The organism is Microbacterium sp. NPDC056003 (assembly GCF_042274785.1).
Taxonomy (GTDB): domain Bacteria; phylum Actinomycetota; class Actinomycetes; order Actinomycetales; family Microbacteriaceae; genus Microbacterium.
Genome location: NZ_JBHJXQ010000001.1, coordinates 1,263,107 through 1,281,077 on the forward strand (window position 1 = coordinate 1,263,107; position 17,971 = coordinate 1,281,077).

Annotated in this window: 15 protein-coding genes; 9 read left to right on the plus strand and 6 right to left on the minus strand. The window is 70.4% G+C overall.

Translation table 11 applies throughout. The features are described 5' to 3' along the window. The first annotated feature begins 16 nt into the window (after positions 1-16). The 5 genes from ACFC1W_RS05825 to ACFC1W_RS05845 all read left to right on the plus strand — a co-directional run bounded on the left by ACFC1W_RS05825 (position 17) and on the right by ACFC1W_RS05845 (position 5,256). On the plus strand, positions 17-535 hold the full coding sequence (locus tag ACFC1W_RS05825) for a R3H domain-containing nucleic acid-binding protein (RefSeq protein ID WP_241111537.1): 519 nt from the start codon (positions 17-19) through the stop codon (positions 533-535). Positions 536-586: 51 nt separating this feature from the next. Then, the gene (rsmG, locus tag ACFC1W_RS05830; RefSeq protein WP_375989735.1) at positions 587-1,213 is read left to right on the plus strand and encodes a 16S rRNA (guanine(527)-N(7))-methyltransferase RsmG; all 627 of its coding nucleotides are present in this window, start codon (positions 587-589) and stop codon (positions 1,211-1,213) included. 864 nt (positions 1,214-2,077) lie between these two features. Further along, the gene (locus ACFC1W_RS05835; RefSeq protein WP_375989738.1) at positions 2,078-2,368 is read left to right on the plus strand and encodes a GIY-YIG nuclease family protein; all 291 of its coding nucleotides are present in this window, start codon (positions 2,078-2,080) and stop codon (positions 2,366-2,368) included. A 912-nt stretch (positions 2,369-3,280) separates the two neighbouring features. Next, complete coding sequence (locus ACFC1W_RS05840; protein WP_375989741.1) at positions 3,281-4,267, plus strand: AAA family ATPase; 987 nt, start codon at positions 3,281-3,283, stop codon at positions 4,265-4,267. Next, entirely contained in the window at positions 4,267-5,256 is a 990-nt protein-coding gene (locus ACFC1W_RS05845; protein ID WP_375989744.1) for a ParB/RepB/Spo0J family partition protein, read from the plus strand. The genes ACFC1W_RS05840 and ACFC1W_RS05845 overlap by 1 nt, the downstream gene beginning before the upstream one ends. Before the next feature lie 85 nt (positions 5,257-5,341). Here the strand turns inward: ACFC1W_RS05845 and ACFC1W_RS05850 are convergent, their stop codons facing one another. Continuing rightward, a complete protein-coding gene (locus ACFC1W_RS05850; RefSeq protein WP_375989747.1) occupies positions 5,342-6,649 on the minus strand; it encodes an RNA polymerase sigma factor in 1,308 nt (435 codons plus the stop codon). A 59-nt stretch (positions 6,650-6,708) separates the two neighbouring features. Between ACFC1W_RS05850 and ACFC1W_RS05855 the strand changes: the two genes are divergently transcribed. Beyond that, the gene (locus tag ACFC1W_RS05855; RefSeq protein ID WP_375989749.1) at positions 6,709-7,056 is read left to right on the plus strand and encodes a tryptophan synthase subunit alpha; all 348 of its coding nucleotides are present in this window, start codon (positions 6,709-6,711) and stop codon (positions 7,054-7,056) included. An 8-nt stretch (positions 7,057-7,064) separates the two neighbouring features. Here the strand turns inward: ACFC1W_RS05855 and ACFC1W_RS05860 are convergent, their stop codons facing one another. From ACFC1W_RS05860 to ACFC1W_RS05880, 5 genes are all read right to left on the minus strand, one after another. Continuing rightward, entirely contained in the window at positions 7,065-7,481 is a 417-nt protein-coding gene (locus ACFC1W_RS05860; RefSeq protein ID WP_375989751.1) for a YciI family protein, read from the minus strand. A gap of 205 nt (positions 7,482-7,686) precedes the next feature. After that, the gene (gene trxA / locus ACFC1W_RS05865) at positions 7,687-8,010 is read right to left on the minus strand and encodes a thioredoxin (RefSeq protein ID WP_191764942.1); all 324 of its coding nucleotides are present in this window, start codon (positions 8,008-8,010) and stop codon (positions 7,687-7,689) included. Positions 8,011-8,091: 81 nt separating this feature from the next. After that, on the minus strand, positions 8,092-9,090 hold the full coding sequence (trxB, locus tag ACFC1W_RS05870) for a thioredoxin-disulfide reductase (protein WP_375989755.1): 999 nt from the start codon (positions 9,088-9,090) through the stop codon (positions 8,092-8,094). A gap of 79 nt (positions 9,091-9,169) precedes the next feature. Continuing rightward, entirely contained in the window at positions 9,170-10,780 is a 1,611-nt protein-coding gene (murJ, locus tag ACFC1W_RS05875; protein WP_375989758.1) for a murein biosynthesis integral membrane protein MurJ, read from the minus strand. After that, a complete protein-coding gene (locus ACFC1W_RS05880; RefSeq protein WP_375989760.1) occupies positions 10,777-12,978 on the minus strand; it encodes a DUF6049 family protein in 2,202 nt (733 codons plus the stop codon). The genes murJ and ACFC1W_RS05880 overlap by 4 nt, the downstream gene beginning before the upstream one ends. A gap of 118 nt (positions 12,979-13,096) precedes the next feature. Here ACFC1W_RS05880 and ACFC1W_RS05885 point away from each other — a divergent pair, with 118 nt between their 5' ends. The 3 genes from ACFC1W_RS05885 (at position 13,097) to ACFC1W_RS05895 (ending at position 17,858) form a co-directional block, all read left to right on the plus strand. Further along, on the plus strand, positions 13,097-14,623 hold the full coding sequence (locus ACFC1W_RS05885; RefSeq protein ID WP_375989763.1) for a methyltransferase: 1,527 nt from the start codon (positions 13,097-13,099) through the stop codon (positions 14,621-14,623). Positions 14,624-15,050: 427 nt separating this feature from the next. After that, the gene (locus tag ACFC1W_RS05890; protein ID WP_375989765.1) at positions 15,051-16,478 is read left to right on the plus strand and encodes a CCA tRNA nucleotidyltransferase; all 1,428 of its coding nucleotides are present in this window, start codon (positions 15,051-15,053) and stop codon (positions 16,476-16,478) included. A 51-nt stretch (positions 16,479-16,529) separates the two neighbouring features. Further along, a complete protein-coding gene (locus ACFC1W_RS05895) occupies positions 16,530-17,858 on the plus strand; it encodes a GAF domain-containing protein (protein WP_375989768.1) in 1,329 nt (442 codons plus the stop codon). The last annotated feature ends 113 nt before the right edge of the window (positions 17,859-17,971 follow it).

Sequence of the window (17,971 nt, forward strand, 5' to 3'; positions counted from 1 at the left end):
ACACGAGGATCACGACATGACCACGCCTTCCGAGCACGCCCCCGTCGACACCACCGACGACCGGTTGCCCGCCACCGTCGCCCAACTCGAGGAGGAAGGCGACATCGCCGCCGACTTCCTGGAGGGTCTGCTCGACATCGCCGACATCGACGGGGACCTCGACCTGGATGTCCGGGCCGGACGCGCCTACGTCTCGGTGGAGGCGCCGGAGGGCGGTTCGGTGTCGCTGATCGCCGACCCCGACACGGTGCAGGCACTGCAGGAGCTCACGCGCATCGCTGTGCAGAACCGCACCGGACGGTTCTCGCGACTGATCCTCGATGTGGGCGGATCCCGCAACACGCGCCAGGCGCAGCTGGCGACACTCGTCGACCGCGCGATCGAGCGGCTCGAGGAAGGCGCCTCTCAGGCCTCGCTGCCCGCCATGTCGAGCTACGAGCGCAAGCTGGTCCACGACATCGTGGCAGAGCGTGGGTTCGTCTCGGAGTCGTACGGCGAAGGCGCTGACCGTCACACGGTGATCCGCCGCGGCTGAAACCCAGTCCGTTTCACGTGAAACATCGGGATTGCGTTGGATGAGGCATCAATGACGGAGCTCGAGCAGGAGCCGGCTGCGGCCGTTCAGATCTTCGGCGACCGCGTTGCTCTCGCGCGCAAGTTCACCACGGCCTTGGCCGAGCATGGCGAAGAGCGCGGGCTCATCGGTCCGCTCGAACTCCCCCGCTTGTGGACCCGGCACATCCTGAACAGCGCGGTGATCGCGCCGCTCTTTGCTCCCGGTCGCGTCGGCGATGTGGGGTCGGGCGCAGGGCTCCCCGGTCTGGTACTGGCCATCGCGCGGCCCGACATCGAGTGGGTGCTCATCGAGCCGATGGAGCGCCGGGTGGCGTGGCTCACCGAGCAGGCCGGCGAGCTCGGGCTCGACAACGTCGAGATCGTTCGCGCACGAGCGGAGGACTGGCGCTTCGGCCCCGTGCTCGACGCCGTGACGGCTCGCGCTGTCTCGGCTCTTCGCACCTTGGTGCCGATCACAGCGCCGCTGGTACGCGATGGCGGTGAGCTGATCCTGTTGAAAGGCGCGAGTGCGGGGAACGAGATCGAGGCGGCCGAGAAGCAGCTGCGCAAGTTCCGAGTGACGAACGCGCGGGTCGAGATGGTCGGCGAGGGCCTTCTCGCCGAGCCGTCGCGCGTCGTGCGCGCCACCGTTCGCTGACGCCTCTCGAGGAGACGCGCAGCCTCCCGTTTCACGTGAAACGGGGCGTTCCCCGCCGGTCGAGTGGCGCGCAGCGCCGTATCGAGACCACTCAGCCTTGGAAATCTCGATACACGCGCTGCGCGCGCACTCGATCGGCGTTATTACAGGCATGTGCCCTCGTTTCACGTGAAACATGCAGGTCGACCCCGCCGGTCGAGTAGGCGCGCCAGCGCCGTATCGAGACCTCCACCTGTGTTGATGTCGACTCACGCGCTCGATCGGCGGCACTAACGCTGGCCTTGCGGAGATTTGACGGTATGTGCCGTCGTTTCACGTGAAGACATGGCAGCGGACCCCGCCGGTCGAGTAGGCGCGCCAGCGCCGTATCGAAACCCGCCCGCCCGTTGCCCCGCCCGTCGGTCGAGTAGGCGCGAAGCGCCATATCGATAACCCACCTCTCGCCTTGATCTTGACACACGCACGCCGCAGAACTCGATCGGCGGCTCCCCCGTGCCATGCCTGTCGAGTAGGCGCGCCAGCGCCGTATCGAGACCAACGGTCCTGCGAGATCTCGCTGCACGCGCCGCGGCGGACGCGATTTCCGCTGGTCGAGTGGTGGGCGAGCGCGGGATAGCGGTGTGTTTGCGGTGCGAGCGTCCCCGTTTCACGTGAAACATTCAGCCGACCCCGCCGTCGAAGCGGGGCGGGCCAGCGCCGTATCGAAACCTGCCCGGTATGCGACCCCGCTTCGCACGCATCGGGTCGGATTCATGCGGGCCCTCGGATACCGCGGCTTCTCCACAGAGCTCTCACACCGGCGCGGTTTGTACCGATGGTCCCGCAGGCGGAATGCAGGGGGCATGGATCGGCCAACCTGGGCCGATGGCGTACATGTATATCCTCGAGTGCTCGGACCGAACCCTCTACGTCGGAAGCACGCGCGACCTCGAACACAGGCTGGCCCAGCACGGCGAGGGGGAAGGGTCCCTCTATACGAGAACGAGGCTGCCGGTGAAGCTTCTCTATTTCGAAGAGTTCGACCGCGTCAGTGACGCCTATCTGCGTGAGAAGCAGGTGCAGGGTTGGAGTCGGGCTAAGCGACTCGCCTTGGCAAAGGAGCAGATCGAGAAGCTGCCGGGTCTGAGCAAGAAGGACTTCTCGGGGTCCCATTGAGCCGGCGATGTTTCACGTGAAACGGCCCGTGCACGCGTACGCCGTTGGATCGCGTTGAACGAGATCCTCGATACGGCGCTGCGCGCCTACTCGACCGGCGGGGAAGGCAGAGGGGTCGTTGATCGCGTGCGCGCGTAGCGCGTGATCAAGATCGAGACCTGCGGTGAGGGAGGTGTCGATACGGCGCTGCGTGCCTACTCGACCGGTGGCACAAGGCCGACGTGGGGGTCTCGATACGGCGCTTCGCGCCTACTCGACCGGCGGGAAGCGAGTGGTCGGTGGTCGCTCATCGAGTGCGCGCGAAGCGCGTGTATCGAGATCTGGCGAGGGTTGGGTGGGTCTCGATATGGCGATGCGCGCCTACTCGACCGGCGGGAAGCGTATGGCCGGGGTTGCTGATCGAGTGCGCGCGAAGCGCGTGTATCGAGATCTGGTGAGGGTTGGGTGGGTCTCGATATGGCGCTGCGCGCCTACTCGACGGGCGGGAAGCGTATGGCCGGGTCGCTGATCGAGTGCGCGCGAAGCGCGTGTATCGAGATCTGGCGAGGGTGGGGTGGGTCTCGATACGGCGCTGCGCGCCTACTCGACCGGCGGGAGAGAGTGGGCGCGTCCGCTGATCGAGTGCGCGCGACGCGCGTGTATCGAGATCTGGCGAGGGTGGGGTGGGTCTCGATACGGCGCTGCGCGCCTACTCGACCGGCGGGAGCGGGCGGGAAGGTGGAGTGGGGTCTCGATACGGCGCTGCGCGCCTACTCGACCGGCGGGCGCGGGCGGGAGGGCGGAGGGGGTCTCGATATGGCGCTGGGCGCCTACTCGACCGGCGCGAGGGAGAGGGGAGAGAACGGGAATGGGGTGAGGGCGGGATAGAGTGGATGGCGTTGTTGATCGCTCGCGAGAGGGAGAGTGTTTCACGTGAAACAGCCCGACGAGTCGGCGGCCGCGGCACCCTTCTCGTTCGACGACACCCCTCTCGCACGTGAACTCGCCGACCTCTCCGCACGACGCCGTGCGCTCGAGAGTGCGGACGTTCAACTCACGGGTCGCACCCGCGTGCTGACCGTCTCGAACCAGAAGGGCGGCGTCGGCAAGACGACGACCACCGTCAACGTTGCGGCTGCCCTGGCCTCCGTCGGGGCCAAGGTGCTCGTGATCGATCTGGACCCACAGGGAAACGCGTCGACGGCACTGGGAGTGCCCCACACCGCCGACATCCCGAGCGTCTACGACGTGCTCATCGACGAATTCCCGCTCGCCGACATCGTGCAGGTCAGCCCGGAATCGCCGAATCTGCTGTGCGCGCCCAGCACGATCCACCTCGCCGGGGCCGAGATCGAGCTCGTTTCGCAGGTCGCCCGTGAGCACCGTCTCAAGACGGCACTCGACGAGTACCTCGCGAACCTCGATGAGCACATCGATTTCGTGCTCATCGACTGCCCGCCGTCTCTGGGTCTGCTCACGATCAACGCGTTCACGGCCGCGGGGGAGCTGCTCATCCCGATCCAGTGCGAGTACTACGCGCTCGAGGGCCTGAGCCAGCTGCTCGGGACCGTCCGCATGATCCAGAAGCACCTCAACCCGGGCCTCACCCTGAGCACGATCGTGCTCACCATGTACGACGGTCGCACCCGTCTCGCGCAGCAGGTCGCCGAGGAGGTGCGCGAGCACTTCGCCAAGGAAGTGCTCGACACCGTCATCCCGCGTTCGGTGCGTGTGTCTGAGGCGCCGAGCTTCGGCCAGACCGTCATCGCCTACGATGGGCAGTCGGCCGGCGCGATCGCATACCGCGAAGCAGCCGTCGAGATCATCCGCCGCGACGGTCAGCCCGTCGCGGTGAAGAGTGCCGCGGGCGAGAGCGCCGCGGAACAGCACGTCGAATCGAAGATCGAAGGGGGAGCCTGATGGCCAAGCGCACAGGCCTAGGACGGGGGATCGGCGCGCTGATCCCGACGACGGAACCGGCGGAGGACCGCCCTTCGGACGTCTTCTTCCCGCGCGCCGTCGCCACCGACGACGCTCCCGCCGGGGCGGAGACCGACGCGACGCCCGACGACACGCCCACCGAGGACCTCGTACAGGTTCCCGGCGCGCGCCTCACGCACATCGACCCTCACTCGATCGTGCCGAATCCGCGCCAGCCGCGGACGCACTTCAACCCCGAAGACCTCGCCGAGCTCGTCCACAGCGTGCGCGAGTTCGGGGTTCTGCAGCCGGTCGTCGTCCGCGCGAACGAGGACGGCGACTACGAGCTCATCATGGGCGAGCGTCGCACCCGTGCCGCGCGCGAGGCGGGCCTCACATCCATCCCGGCGATCGTCCGCGAGACGGCGGATGAGCACCTGCTGCGCGACGCGTTGCTCGAGAACCTCCACCGCTCGGAGCTCAACCCGCTCGAAGAGGCATCGGCCTACCAGCAGCTCCTCGAGGACTTCGGCATCACCCAGGAGGAGCTCGCCAGCCGCATCGGCCGCTCGCGCCCCCAGATCAGCAACACGATCCGCCTGCTGAAGCTCCCGGTGCCGGTGCAGCAGCGCGTCGCCGCCGGCGTGCTCACCGCCGGCCACGCCCGGGCCATCCTGTCGCTCGACACCCCGGAGGCCATGCAGCGGCTCTCCGACAAGATCGTCAACGAGGATCTGTCGGTGCGCTCCGCCGAGGCTGCGGCCAAGATGGCGGATGCCGGGGCCCGCCGCCCGTCGAAGCCCACCGCCGGCGCGCGCCGCGGTCACCTCGACGAAGTCGCCGAGCGCCTGGGCGATCGCCTCAACACCCGCGTCCGGATCTCTCTGACTGCGCGTAAAGGCCAGATCAGCATAGATTTCGCGTCCATCCAGGACCTCAACCGCATCCTGGAGGAGCTCGGCGAGACCGGCTTCGGGGGCCCGGCCTGAGTCTCACCCCCGTCGGCCCCGCCTGAGCCGACCGACTACCGCCCCGCCTGAGCCGACCGGCTACGGCCCGGCCTGAGCCAGCCGGCTACGGCACAGCCCGATCGACCTCCGAGCCGGCCGCACCCTGTTCCGCGTCCGTACGAAGAGCGGCGGCCCGCCGCCTGAGCACGGTCGCTTCGGCGTCGTTGCCGGGCAACGCCGCCGCCGCCAGGAAATCGGCGGCCGCGGCATCCGATCTCCCCATCCGTTCGAGCAGTTCGGCGCGCACCGCCCGCAACGGCCGGAAGTCGCCGAGTTCGGGCTCCAGCGCGTCCACCATGTGCAGCGCCGCCTCCGGCCCCTCGACCATCGAGAAGGCGACGGCTCGGTTGAGGCGCACGACAGCAGTCGGCGCGAGCATCACCAGCGCGTCGTACAACCGGAGGATGCGGTCCCAGTCCGTTTCGTCGAACGACGGGGCGATCGCGTGACATTCGGCGATCGACGCTTGGAGACCGTAGTAGCCGAGCCCGCGGGGCGAGGCATCCGCTCTCCTCATCGCCTCTCGTCCACGTGCGATGGCGGAACGGTCCCACCGGCGTCGGTCCTGCTCGCCCAGGGTCAGCGGCAGGCCGTCCCGGTCGATGCGGGCGGTGAACCGCGACGACTGGAACTCCATCAGGGCGATGAGCGCATCGACCTCGGGCTCGTCCGGCGCGAGTGCGTGCAGCTGTCGCGCGAGCCGCACGGCCTCGCGCGCCACCTCGGGCCGCACCGGACGATCGCCTTCCGCCGCGGCGTAGCCCTCGGTGAAGAGCAGATAGATCACCTGCAGCACGCTGGCGAGACGCGCCGGACGCTCGGCACGGTCGGGCACCTCGAACGGCACGCCCGCATCGGCCAGGGTGCGCTTCGCCCGCACGATCCGCTGCTGGACGGTCGGCACGGTCATCAGCAGCACGCGCGCGATCTGGTCGGTGGTGAGACCTGCCACCGTGCGCAGGGTCAGAGCGAGCCGCGCCTGGGCGGAGAGCACCGGGTGGCACGCGACGAACACCAGCCGCAGCACGTCATCGTCGATGCGGTCGGGATCGGCGAGCTCGGGCACCGAGTCGACTCGTTCGGCGTCCCGCACATCGACGGCGAGCAGTGGCTCACGCTGGGTGAGGCGCTCACGCCGCCGCCACCCGTCGATGGCCCGACGCTTGGCGACCGACAGCAGCCAGGCTCCGGGATTGTCGGGGATGCCGTCCGCCGGCCACTTCGCGACGGCTTCGACGAGTGCATCCTGCGCGAGATCCTCCGCCCAGGCGAAGTCGCCGGTGTGGCGGGTCAGCGCGGCGACGATCCGCGCGGACTCGGCCCTCCAGACCGCCTCGACCGCGCGGCGGGCGTGCACGTCGACGTCGGTCATGATGTCAGCGTAGGCGTGGAACGCGGCCTGAGGTCGATGCGGCGTCGTACCCTTGATGGGTGCCGAACGCAGACCAGACCCCGCGCCGCCGGGCCAGTCTCGAGCTTCTGCGTGCCGAGGCATCCGACGAACTCGCCGTGGTGATCGCCGAGCGACTTCGAGCCGGCGAAGACCCGTGGGACTTCATGGACGACCTGCCCACCGTCGATGAGCTCGTCGTCTTCACGCTCCGCGCCGAGAACATCGAGGCGAACGGCGGCTCCCGGCCGAACGCCGCGCGCCACTATCGCGTGCTGCGACAGATCGCCCTGGAGTATCCCGAGCTCACGCGCGCCGTGTGGCGACTGCTCGGCGACGCCAACACGCACCGCCGCTGGGATGCCACGGTGCGCGCAGACGCGTCCTGATCACACCCTCAAGCGTTGGCGGCCCGCCACTCCTGGGCCTTCTCGACCCACTCGGGGTCGACGGACTCGAAGTCAGCGAACTCGTTGACCCGCCGCACCTCGAGCGCGACGCCCGGACCGAGGGGGCACTGCTTCGCCCAGTGCTCGGCCTCTTCGCGACTGGCGACCTCGAGGATCCAGAAGCCGGTGAACACCTCGCGAGCCTCGGCGAACGGGCCGTCCGTGACCGCCGGCGGCACCGAGGAGAAGTCGACGCGGAATCCCTCGCTTGCATCGGAGAGACCCTCCGCCGAGAGGAAGACCCCGGCCTTCTGAAGCTCTTCGTTGTAGGCGCTCATCGCGGCGATCACCTGCTTCATGTCGAGCTCCTCCGACGCCTTGGCCGCGGCTTCGGGCTCCACCTGCATGATCAGCATGTAACGCATGTCCTGCTCCTTCGTCGTTGCGGGCCCTCGACCCGGAGGGCCGCGCTCCGGCACCCTCATTCTGTACGTCGAACGAGAGGGGCCGGGATCGACATCCTCTCGCGGATTTCTTCCGGAGTGAATGGATGCCTCAACCGGCATGCAACGAAGAACCCCGCCGACCAGCGGTGAACGCAGGCCGGCGGGGTTCACGCTTCGAACGGACTCAGCCGATGTAGGCCTCGAGGTCCTTCTCGAGCGCGAACTTGGGCTTGGCGCCGATGATCGTCGTCTCGACCTGTCCCTTGTTGAAGACCTTCATCGCCGGGATCGACGTGATCTGGTACTTCATGGCGAGGTCGGGGTTCTCGTCGACGTTCAGCTTCAGGATGGTGATCTTGCCGGGGTGCTCCGCCTGAATCTGGTCGAGGACCGGCGAGACCATGCGGCAGGGACCGCACCACTCAGCCCAGAAGTCCACGAGCACCGGGCCGTCGGCCTGGAGCACATCCTGGTCGAACGTGGCGGACGTCGTCGCCTTGGCGGTCATGTTCTCTCCTTAGATGGGAAGTCGTACGTCGGTCACAACGCGCCGCGCGGCGGGATTGTTCCGCAGTACGACGCAGCGAGGTCAGGCGGCGGTCTGCTCGGGATCGGCCTCGGGCAGACCTTCGATCTGGTCGCCGGCGGCGTCAGGGGCGCCCGCTTCGCCGAGCGAGGCGAGGTAGTGCTCGACATCGAGTGCCGCGACCGTTCCGCTGCCGGCTGCGGTCACCGCCTGGCGGTACGTCGGGTCGATGACGTCGCCCGCGGCGAACACGCCGGGCACCGACGTACGCGACGAACGGCCGTCGACCCAGATCGTGCCTTCGGGGGTGAGCTCGAGCTTGTCGTGGACGAGGTGGGTGCGCGGGTCGTTGCCGATCGCGACGAACAGGCCGTCGATCGCCAGGTCGCTGCGCGTGCCGTCGACGGTGTTCTCGAGCACCAGACCGGTGACCGCGTCGTCGCCCAGAACGTCGACGACCTCGCTGTTCCAGACGAACTCGATCTTCTCGTTCGCGAACGCCCGCTCCTGCATGATCTTCGACGCGCGCAGCTCGTCGCGGCGGTGGATGACGTACACCTTGGACGCGAACTTGGTCAGGAAGGTGGCCTCCTCCATCGCGGAGTCGCCACCGCCCACGACGGCGATGACACGCTCGCGGAAGAAGAACCCGTCGCACGTCGCACAGTACGACACACCGCGGCCGGAGAGGCGCTCTTCGCCCTCGATGCCGATCTTGCGGTGCGCGGACCCCGTCGCGTAGACGATCGAGCGTGCTTCGTACTCGGCACCGCTGCCCAGGACGACCTTCTTCACCGGGCCGTCGAGCTCGAGCGAGACGACATCGTCGTACAGCACCTCAGTGCCGAACCGCTCGGCCTGCTCCTGCATGCGGGTCATCAGGTCGGGGCCCTGGATGCCTTCCGGGAAGCCGGGGAAGTTCTCGACGTCGGTGGTGGTCATCAGGTCACCGCCGGCCTCGACGGAGCTGGCGACCACGAGCGGCTCGAGGTTGGCACGTGCCGCGTAGATCGCTGCCGTGTACCCCGCAGGACCCGAACCGATGATGATGACGTGACGCACTGCGACCCCTTCTGTTGCAGGGCACTTCCGCCCCGTACTGCTCAACACATGGTAACCGCGGAGCATTCCGCGGGCACGGTCAGCGCCCGCCGGGCAGAACGCGCCGGGCGAGGGCCAACGCGGCGGACAGCTCGGGCGCGCGGAGAAGGGCCAGGAACGCGACGTAGACGACCAGCACGACGGCGCCGATCACGGCGGACCCGAGTACTCCGAGGATCTTGTCCGACACCGTCCAGCCGTCGGTTCCTCCCAGCAGCTGGAAGGTGAGCCAGCCCGCGCCGGCGGCGGGCAGCGCGGCCAGCGCGAAGCGGCCGAGCGCCAGCATCCACGACCCGATCCGCAATCCGCCGAGGCGGCGCTGCAGCAGCCAGGTCGCGGCGATCACCTGGCACACGCTCGCGAACGACTGGCCGAGTGCCACCGCCGCGGCGAGCTGCGACATCGCGATCACCTCCGCGCTCGCCGCCCACGACGCCGCCAGCGCCGTCAGCACGACGATCACGCACTGGCCGAGCGTGAAGAAGAACGGCGTGCGCGTGTCGTCGTACGCGTAGAACGTTCGCTGGATCACGAAGAGCACGGCGAGCGGGATGAGGCTGACCAGGTAGCAGAGCAGCACCCCCGCTGCTCCGACGGCTTCCTCGCGCGAGTTGGTGAAGATGCGCGACATCGGCACCGCCGCCACCGCGAGGGCCGCGGTCGCGGCGACGATGAAAAGACCGAGGGTGCGGATGCTGCGGCCGACGTCCGCGCGGACGTCATCATCGCGACCGGCACCGGCGTGCTCGCTGAGCTGCGTGAAGTAGGGCGTCCCGATCGAGAGCACGATGATCGAGTACGGGAGCATGAAGATCAGCCAGGCGTTGCCGGCGACGAAGAACCCCGGATCGCCCTCGGGGATCTGCGACATCACGCGCGACTGCACGACGCCGGCGAGCTGGCCCGCGAGGACCATCAGGAACGTCCAGCCCGCGAGGCGGCCGATCTGGCCGAGTCCCACGCCGCGCCAGCGGAAGTCGGGACGCACGTGCATCCCCGTCTTCCGCCAGAACAGGAACAGGATGCCGGTCTGCACGACGATCCCGAGCGTCGCGGTGCCCGCCAGCACGGCGATCATCTCGGGCGACCACTGCGTCGACGCCGTGCCGGAGCCGAACAGCCAGATGAAGACCAGGAACCCGGCGATCGAGACGACGTTGTTGACGATCGGCGCCCACGTATACGGCCCGTACACCCGGCGCGCGTTGAGCGCTTCGCCGACCAGCGCGAACAGGCCGTAGAAGAGGATCTGAGGCAGGCACCAGTACGCGAAGGCCGTGGCCAGGGCCTGCTGCTCGGGGCCGTAGTCCGGTGCGTAGAACACGACGAGCCAGGGTGCGGCGACGGTCGCGACGGCCGCCGTGCCCAGCAGCACGACCGTGCCGAGGGTGAACAGCTTCGACACGAACGCGCTGCCGCCGTCGTCGTGCGCCGCGGCCTTGACGATCTGCGGCACCACGACCGCGCTCAGCAGACCGACCGAGATGATCGCGTAGATGTTGTTCGGCAGCTGGTTGGCCACGGCGAAGGCGTTGCCTCCCGCGGTGGTCGCGCCGACCGCCCACACCAGCACGATGGTCCGCACCAATCCCGTGACGCGCGAGACGATCGTCCCGGCGCCGATCAGCGCACTGGCCCGCCCGATGCTCACGACGTCTCCTCCGGCTCGTGGGCGCCCCCGCCGTCGGCCGCGGCATCCGCTCCCCGTCGGCGCGCACGCAGACGCAGCACGGTCCGCACGACGCCGAGCAGCAGCAGGCCGCCGACGACCACGCCGAGGGCCGCGAGCCCGAAGCTCTCCCATTCCGCGCGCACATTCACGTCGACCGACTCGGGGTCGCCGATGGCGACGCTCGCCCGGCTGCGCAGCTGCAGCTCGAGGGTGACCTCGCCGTTGCCGACGCGGGCCTCGACGGGCACCTCGACGCGGCTGTTGCTGCCGGCGGCGGCGACCAGCGGATTGGCTCGCTGCACGTTCAGGCGCAGATTGTCGGGCGTGACGTAGAGCACGAGGTTCACCGGGTAGGGCAGGTCGTTGCGAACCCAGAACCGCAGGCCGACGTTCGAGCCGAACAGGTTGATCTCGCTCGTGGGAACGAGTCCCACCGAGTCGAGCGTGGCCGCTGTCGCGGCCCGATGGTCGGAGATCGCCGCGGTCCAGCCGGCGTCGTCGGCCAGCCACCCCGTGCCCAGCAGCTGCAGGATCTCGGCGCGCTGCGGACCGGTGAGGAGGCTGGTGTCGTCGAGGATCGTCGCGAACCGGGCGAGCTCGCCTTCGTCCTGCAGGAGAGCGGATGCCACGTCCGTTCGTACCGTCTCTTCAGGCGCGTCCTCGATCTCGACCGCGCTCACCGCGGAATTCGCCAGTCCGCCGAGGGTGAAGGGCGTGACGTCGGGCGCGCTCGTCGCGGCGCCGATCGTCGTGCCGAGGGCGACACGCGAGCGGTCGGGGTTGCGGCCCAGGTTCACCAGGAGCGGCGCGCCACCGGACTCCGCCGTCGCGAACGCCAGATACGCGGTCGCCTCGGCCAGTGCTGCGCCGCGCAGCGGAGGCTCCTCGAGTCCCGACGCCGCCGCGAGGGCGTCGCTCACGTCGGCGTCGTAGACGAGCAGGTCGGCGTCGCCGGCACGCCCGTGCGCCGGCACGGTGTCGCCGGCACGGCCGGCAGCGGTGGACGTGGAGGAGAGGAGGGTCAGCGACGACTGGTCGTCGATCCGGATGTCGCCCAGGCTCTCGACGACGGCCGGGCCCGCGGTCCCGGCGACCGGCCAGTAGACGGCCGTGCGCGAGCCTGCGCCGATGTCGAGCAGCTCGGGCAGCGTCGGGTACACCGGCGCTTCGGGGTCGACCGGCTCGGTCGGGGTGGGCGTCGGGGTGGCCTGCGGTGGCGGTGCGGAGTCGGAGTCGGAGTCCGATTCGGGATCGGGAACGAAGTCCGCCGGCTGCATGTACGCGCTGAGCGATGTCGGGGCGAGCGGCCGGGCGAGGCCCGACTCGAGCTGGGGGACGACGTCCGCGTCGCCGAACTGCAGGGCGAACCGCGAGTTGGGCAGTTCCTCGAGCCGTTCGAGCCACGCCGTCGCCGTCTCCGGAGCCGAGCTGCCGAGCACGCGGATGGCGGCGGGGATCGCCGGGTCGACGGCGAGGATCGCCGCCGTGCCCTCGACGCCGTCGAGCTGCGCGGTGAGAGCGCCGCCCGGAGCGGTCAGCTCGGTGAGCTCGTCGGCGGTGAGCAGTCCACGGGCAGTCGGGTCCGCGGTGATCGGCACGACGACGCCGATCCCGACCTCGTCGCCGTCGGTCGGAGGCACGACCATCGCGCTCGTCGACGTCACCGTGCCGGAGGGCGTGCCGTAGGTGGCGCGCAGCGGATACACGCCCGGCGCGAGTCCCTTCAGCACGGGGTCGGCGGCTTCGACGCGCGCGGCGGCGACCCGCGATGAGCCCGACGGCACGGACTCCATCGCGGCCGTCGCGACGGCCTGGGTCGTGACGCCCGCCTCCTCGCCGTCGAGCCACGCCGCGAGAGCGGTGCGGTCGGCGAGCGGGGCGCGGCCGAGGGCCAGTGTCGCGGTGACCGGCGCGGTCGGCGTCAGCGTTTCGTTCTGGAGCGTGAGCGACACCACCAGCGGGTCACCGGGCCGTACGACGCCGTTCGAGATGGGCGCGAGCGTGAACGCGGTCGTGCCGGCGGGGATCGGCGGTGCGGGGGTCGGCGACGGCGTGGGCGTGTCGGCGAGCGCCCCCGCCGGAGTCACCAGCGCCAGTGCCGTCAGGATCGCCACGACCACCGTGGCGGCGCGTGAGGCGCGGCGACGGGCGGGCCTTCCCGGGGGGATCACGGTCATTCTGTGTGGTTCGCTCCTGTGCGATGTCTGACCGCACGATCGAGTCAGATTCTACGGTCGCACCCTCCGAGGTTCCGGTACGCGGGCGCCGCGCGGCGACGCAGGGTTGAATGGACCCGTGCTCCCCGAACCCGATCCCGCCCGCTGTCGCGACCTGGCCGACGACCTGCGCTCCGCGGGCTACACCGCCGAGGCGCTCCGCTCCGGGTGGGGCGACGCGGCCGACGATGCCATCGCACGCGGCCTGCGTGCGCCCGCCGACCGCGCACTCGGTGGACGCGCGGACGCGGTGGCGGTGCTCGGGCGGCTCTTCATGCTCGGGATGCCGCAGCCCGCAGCATCCGTCACCCTCGCTCTTCCCCGCACCGGGGTCGACGGGCTCGTGCGTCTCGGACTCGCCGAGGTCGACGGCGACGATGTGCGGCCGCTCGCCGTGGTGCGACCGCAGTCCTACGCCGATGCGTCAGCCGACGGCGGGAGCTCGTGGTGGATCGCGAGCGACCTCGATGAGGCCGCGCTCGGCGGACCGCTCCCCGAGGACCACGTTCTCGGTGTCGGTGGTGCGTCGCTGACCCTCGCAGCACTGCAGCTGCCGACGCCCGCCCGGCGCGGGCTCGACATCGGCGCCGGCTGCGGCATCCAGGCGCTGCGCGCCCGGCGGTCGGTCGACCACGTCGTCGCGACCGACATCTCCGAGCGTGCCCTCGCCTTCACTCGGCTCAACGCGCTGCTGAACGGTGTCGACGGCATCGAAGTCCGGCTCGGCAGTCTCTTCGAGCCCGTCACCGGCGAGCGGTTCGACCGCGTGGTCTCGAACCCGCCGTTCGTCATCACGCCGCGGGTCGCCGACGTGCCGGCGTACGAGTACCGCGACGGCGGCATGGAGGGCGATGACGTCGTCGCCGCCTTCGTCCGCGGCGTCGGCGGGCACCTCGAGCCGGGCGGGGTCGCGCAGCTGCTGGGCAACTGGGAGACGCGCGCCGGCGTGCCGGGGCTCGAACGCGTGCGTGGCTGGGTGGAGGAGTCCGCGGTACCGCTCGACGCGTGGGTGGTCGAGCGAGAGAGCCTCGACCCGCTGTCGTACGCGGAGCTCTGGGTCCGCGACGGCGGCACACTGCCCGGCACGCCCGGGTTCTCGCGGCTCATCGACGCATGGCTCGACGACTTCACGGCCCGCGAGGTCACCGAGGTCGGGTTCGGCTACCTGCTGCTGCGCCGGCCCGCCGAAGGCGAGCCGACGCTGCGGCGCTTCGAGCCGCTGCACCAGTCGCTGCCGGGCGACGGACTCGGCGTGCACCTGGCCGAGGCGCTCGCCGCGCACGACCGGCTCACCGCGCTCGATGACGAGGGGCTCGCGGCATCCGCTCTGGTGGTCTCGCCCGACGTGACCGAGGCCCGCCACCACATCCCGGGGCAGGAGGATCCGACGGTGATAGAGCTCCGTCAGGGCGGCGGGTTCGGTCGCGCACTCGGCGTCGACCCGGGGCTCGCCGCGCTCGTGGGCGCGTGCGACGGCGACCTGCCGGTGGGGGTGCTGATCGACGCGATCGCGGAACTCCTCGAAGCGGATGCCGCGGCCCTGCGTGCCGACCTCCTGCCGAGGGTTCGCGAGCTGACCTTCACCGGCTTCCTGCGCTTCGCCTAGCCCGGATTCCGGCCGCGGCGTCCGGCCTTCGGCGTCGCGTCCGGCCGCCGTGTTCGGGCCTTCGGTGTCCGGTCTTCGGTGTCCGGGGTTCGGCGTCCGGGGCCTGGGGTCCCCGGACGTCTCCCAGAACAGGAGGTCTGGCGAGTACAGGAGCATTCGGCCCAACTCGTCCTGCCTCCGTCAGATCTCCTGTTTCGGGCAACGGCCTGGGCCCGCCAGGCCCGACCCGGCCCCGAGACCCGTCTCCCAGAACAGGAGATCTGGCGAGTACAGGAGCATTCCGCCCAACCTGTCCTGCCTCCGTCAGATCTCCTGTTTCGGGCAACGGCAATGGGGCCCGACCCGGACCAGGCCCAACCCGGTCCCCCGACCCGGCCCCCCGAGCCCGCGCACAACCAGCCGCACCGCGCTCGGTAGGCTCGATGCCATGCTCAACATGGCCGAGGGCATCGTGCGCCTCGGCGCGCTCGCCGCGTCTCCCGTCGTCTCGACGCTCGCCGACGCCTTCGCCGCCGCCGGGCACGACCTGGCGATCGTCGGCGGTCCGGTGCGCGACGCGCTGCTGGGTCGCACGACGAACGACCTCGACTTCACGACCGACGCTCTGCCCGACGAGATCCTGCGCATCGTCAAGCCGATCAGCACCGCGCAGTGGGATATCGGGCGCGCGTTCGGCACGATCGGCGCGAAGGTCGCGGGCGAGCAGGTCGAGGTCACGACGTACCGCGCCGACAGCTACGACGGCGTCACGCGCAAGCCGACGGTCGAGTTCGGCGACACCCTCGAGGGCGACCTCGTGCGCCGCGACTTCACCGTGAACTCCATGGCACTCCGGGTCCCCGGCCGCACGCTGGTCGACCCGACCGGAGGCGTCGAAGACCTCGTCGCCGGACGGCTGCGCACACCCGCCGATCCGTCGGTGAGCTTCGGAGAGGATCCGCTCCGGATGCTGCGCGCCGCACGGTTCGCGTCGCAGCTCGGCTTCGAGGTCCACCCGGCGACGGCGGCGGCCATGGCGGAGCTGCGCGAGACGCTGTCGATCGTCAGCCCCGAGCGCATCCACGGCGAACTCGTGCGGCTGCTGCAGACCGACGACCCGGTGCGCGGCATCCGCCTGCTCGTCGAATCGGGACTCATGGCGCAGTTCCTGCCCGAGATCCCGGCGCTGCAGCTCGAGGTCGACGAGCACCATCACCACAAGGACGTGTACGAGCACTCGCTGACTGTGCTGCGACAGGCGATCGACCTGGAGAAGACACGGAATCCGGATGCCGCACCCGACGTGCCGCTGCGGCTCGCGGCGCTGCTGCACGACATCGGCAAGCCGGCGACGCGCCGGCTGGAACCGGGCGGCGGCGTGACGTTCTACCACCACGACATCAAGGGCGCGCGGCTCGCCCGCAAGCGCCTGCAGGCCCTGCGATTCGACGCCGACACGATCGGCGTCGTCACGCGCCTGATCGAGCTGCACCTGCGGTTCTTCGGATACTCCGAGGGCGCCTGGACGGACTCGGCCGTGCGCCGCTACGTGCGCGACGCGGGCGACGAGCTCGAGCGCCTGCACATCATCACGCGGGCCGACGTGACCACCCGGAACGCCAAGAAGGCGGGCCGCCTGGCCCGCGCGTACGACGACATCGAGCGGCGTATCGCCGAGCTGTCCGCGCAGGAGGAGCTGGCCGCGATGCGGCCCGAGCTCGACGGCAACCGCATTCAGGAGGTGCTCGGCATCCCGCCGGGACGCGAGGTGGGCGAGGCGTACCGGTTCCTGCTCGACCTGCGCCTGGACGAGGGCATCATCGGCGAGGACGAAGCCGAGCGCCGGCTCCGGGAGTGGTGGGCCGCCCGCGGCTGACCGGGCGCGCCTACACTGGGACGCACGCTCCCCGACGTCGATCGGAGCCCCATGTCATCGCCGTGGTCCCAGCGGCGCGGGGTGTCGCCCGAGACCTCCCGCCTGCTGATCGAGCGCGCGCACGAGGAGTTCCTGGCGGGCAACGCGGCGGATGAGCGGCTGGCCGATGTGCGGGCGCTGGTGCGCGAGTCGTGGCGGCGATCGATCGCCAACCTCGTCGGCGCCGAGGCACTGCCGCCTCTCGAGCTCGACGGCGAGTCGCTCGCCGAGTATCGCAGAAGCCATCCGCTCGTGGGCGTCATCGACATGGTGCGCGGACTCCTCCTGCCGGGCGGCGCCGACGAATCGGGCGTGATCGTGGCCGTCGGCGACGAGGCCGGGCGCCTGCTGTGGGTCGAGGGCGATCGGCGTGTGCGCTCCCTCACCGGCGACATGGGCTTCGTCGAGGGCGCCAACTGGTCGGAGGACGCCGTCGGCACGTCGGCTCCGGGCACGGCGCTCGCCCTCGACGCGTCGCTGCAGATCCACGGTGCCGAGCACTTCAACCGGCTGGTGCAGCCGTGGTCGTGCACGGCGGCGCCGGTGCACGACCCCGAGACCCGCAGGCTGCTGGGGGTGATCGATGTCACCGGCGGAGCCGAGGCCGCCTCACCGCAGGCGCAGCTGCTGGTGGATGCCACGGCCCGCGCCATCGAGGGCGAGCTCCTGGTCGCGCGGCTTCGCGCCCGCGCACAGCCGGCGCGCGCGCCGCGCCGGACCGCCCGCACGGTGACCGCTACCCGTGCTGCGCTCAGCGTGCTGGGACGCGATCGCGGGCAGCTGGAGGTCGACGGCGACGGCACCGAGACCGTGTCGGCACTCGCGCCGCGTCACGCCGAGCTGCTGCTGATGCTCGCCGTGCACCGGCAGGGCCTCTCCGCAGAGCGGCTGGCCGAGCTCGTGTACGGCGACCCCTCGGCGGTCGTGACCGTCCGCGCCGAGATGGTGCGCCTGCGCAAGGTTCTCGAGCGCACCGCGCCCGCGCTCGTGCCCGAGTCGCGTCCGTATCGCCTGGGGATCGAGCTCGAGACCGACGCCCATCGGCTGCTCTCGCTGCTCGACCGCGGCGCCCACCGCGTGGCGCTCGCCGCCTACCGGGGCGACGTGCTCCCCGACTCGGTCGCGCCGGGTGTCGAGGACTTCCGCGCCACGGTGCGCACCGCCCTCCGCGAAGCACTGCTGGCCGAGGCATCCGTCGACGTCCTGCTCGCCTTCTCCGAGACGGATGCCGCGGCCGACGACCTCGAGCTGCTGAGGCTCTGCCTGTCGATGCTGCCGGCACGATCGCCGAAGCGCGCCGGACTTGTCGCACGCGTCGAGAAGCTCGAAGCGGACGCCTGATCGCCGACTCGGTGCGCCCCGGATCGCGCGGGGGCCGGAGTGCGCCGACGACAGGATGCAACGGAATGCAACGTCGGGTCGCCTACCTTCGACGGCACGCGACGAGGACCGTC

What these genes read in the sequence shown, in the direction of transcription:
- ACFC1W_RS05825 (WP_241111537.1), top strand. Translation starts at nt 17, where the DNA reads ATGACCACGCCTTCCGAGCACGCCCCCGTCGACACCACCGACGACCGG.
- rsmG (WP_375989735.1), top strand. Translation starts at nt 587, where the DNA reads ATGACGGAGCTCGAGCAGGAGCCGGCTGCGGCCGTTCAGATCTTCGGC.
- ACFC1W_RS05835 (WP_375989738.1), top strand. Translation starts at nt 2,078, where the DNA reads ATGGCGTACATGTATATCCTCGAGTGCTCGGACCGAACCCTCTACGTC.
- ACFC1W_RS05845 (WP_375989744.1), top strand. Translation starts at nt 4,267, where the DNA reads ATGGCCAAGCGCACAGGCCTAGGACGGGGGATCGGCGCGCTGATCCCG.
- ACFC1W_RS05850 (WP_375989747.1), bottom strand. Translation starts at nt 6,649, where the DNA reads ATGACCGACGTCGACGTGCACGCCCGCCGCGCGGTCGAGGCGGTCTGG.
- ACFC1W_RS05860 (WP_375989751.1), bottom strand. Translation starts at nt 7,481, where the DNA reads ATGCGTTACATGCTGATCATGCAGGTGGAGCCCGAAGCCGCGGCCAAG.
- trxA (WP_191764942.1), bottom strand. Translation starts at nt 8,010, where the DNA reads ATGACCGCCAAGGCGACGACGTCCGCCACGTTCGACCAGGATGTGCTC.
- ACFC1W_RS05880 (WP_375989760.1), bottom strand. Translation starts at nt 12,978, where the DNA reads ATGACCGTGATCCCCCCGGGAAGGCCCGCCCGTCGCCGCGCCTCACGC.
- ACFC1W_RS05890 (WP_375989765.1), top strand. Translation starts at nt 15,051, where the DNA reads ATGCTCAACATGGCCGAGGGCATCGTGCGCCTCGGCGCGCTCGCCGCG.
- ACFC1W_RS05895 (WP_375989768.1), top strand. Translation starts at nt 16,530, where the DNA reads ATGTCATCGCCGTGGTCCCAGCGGCGCGGGGTGTCGCCCGAGACCTCC.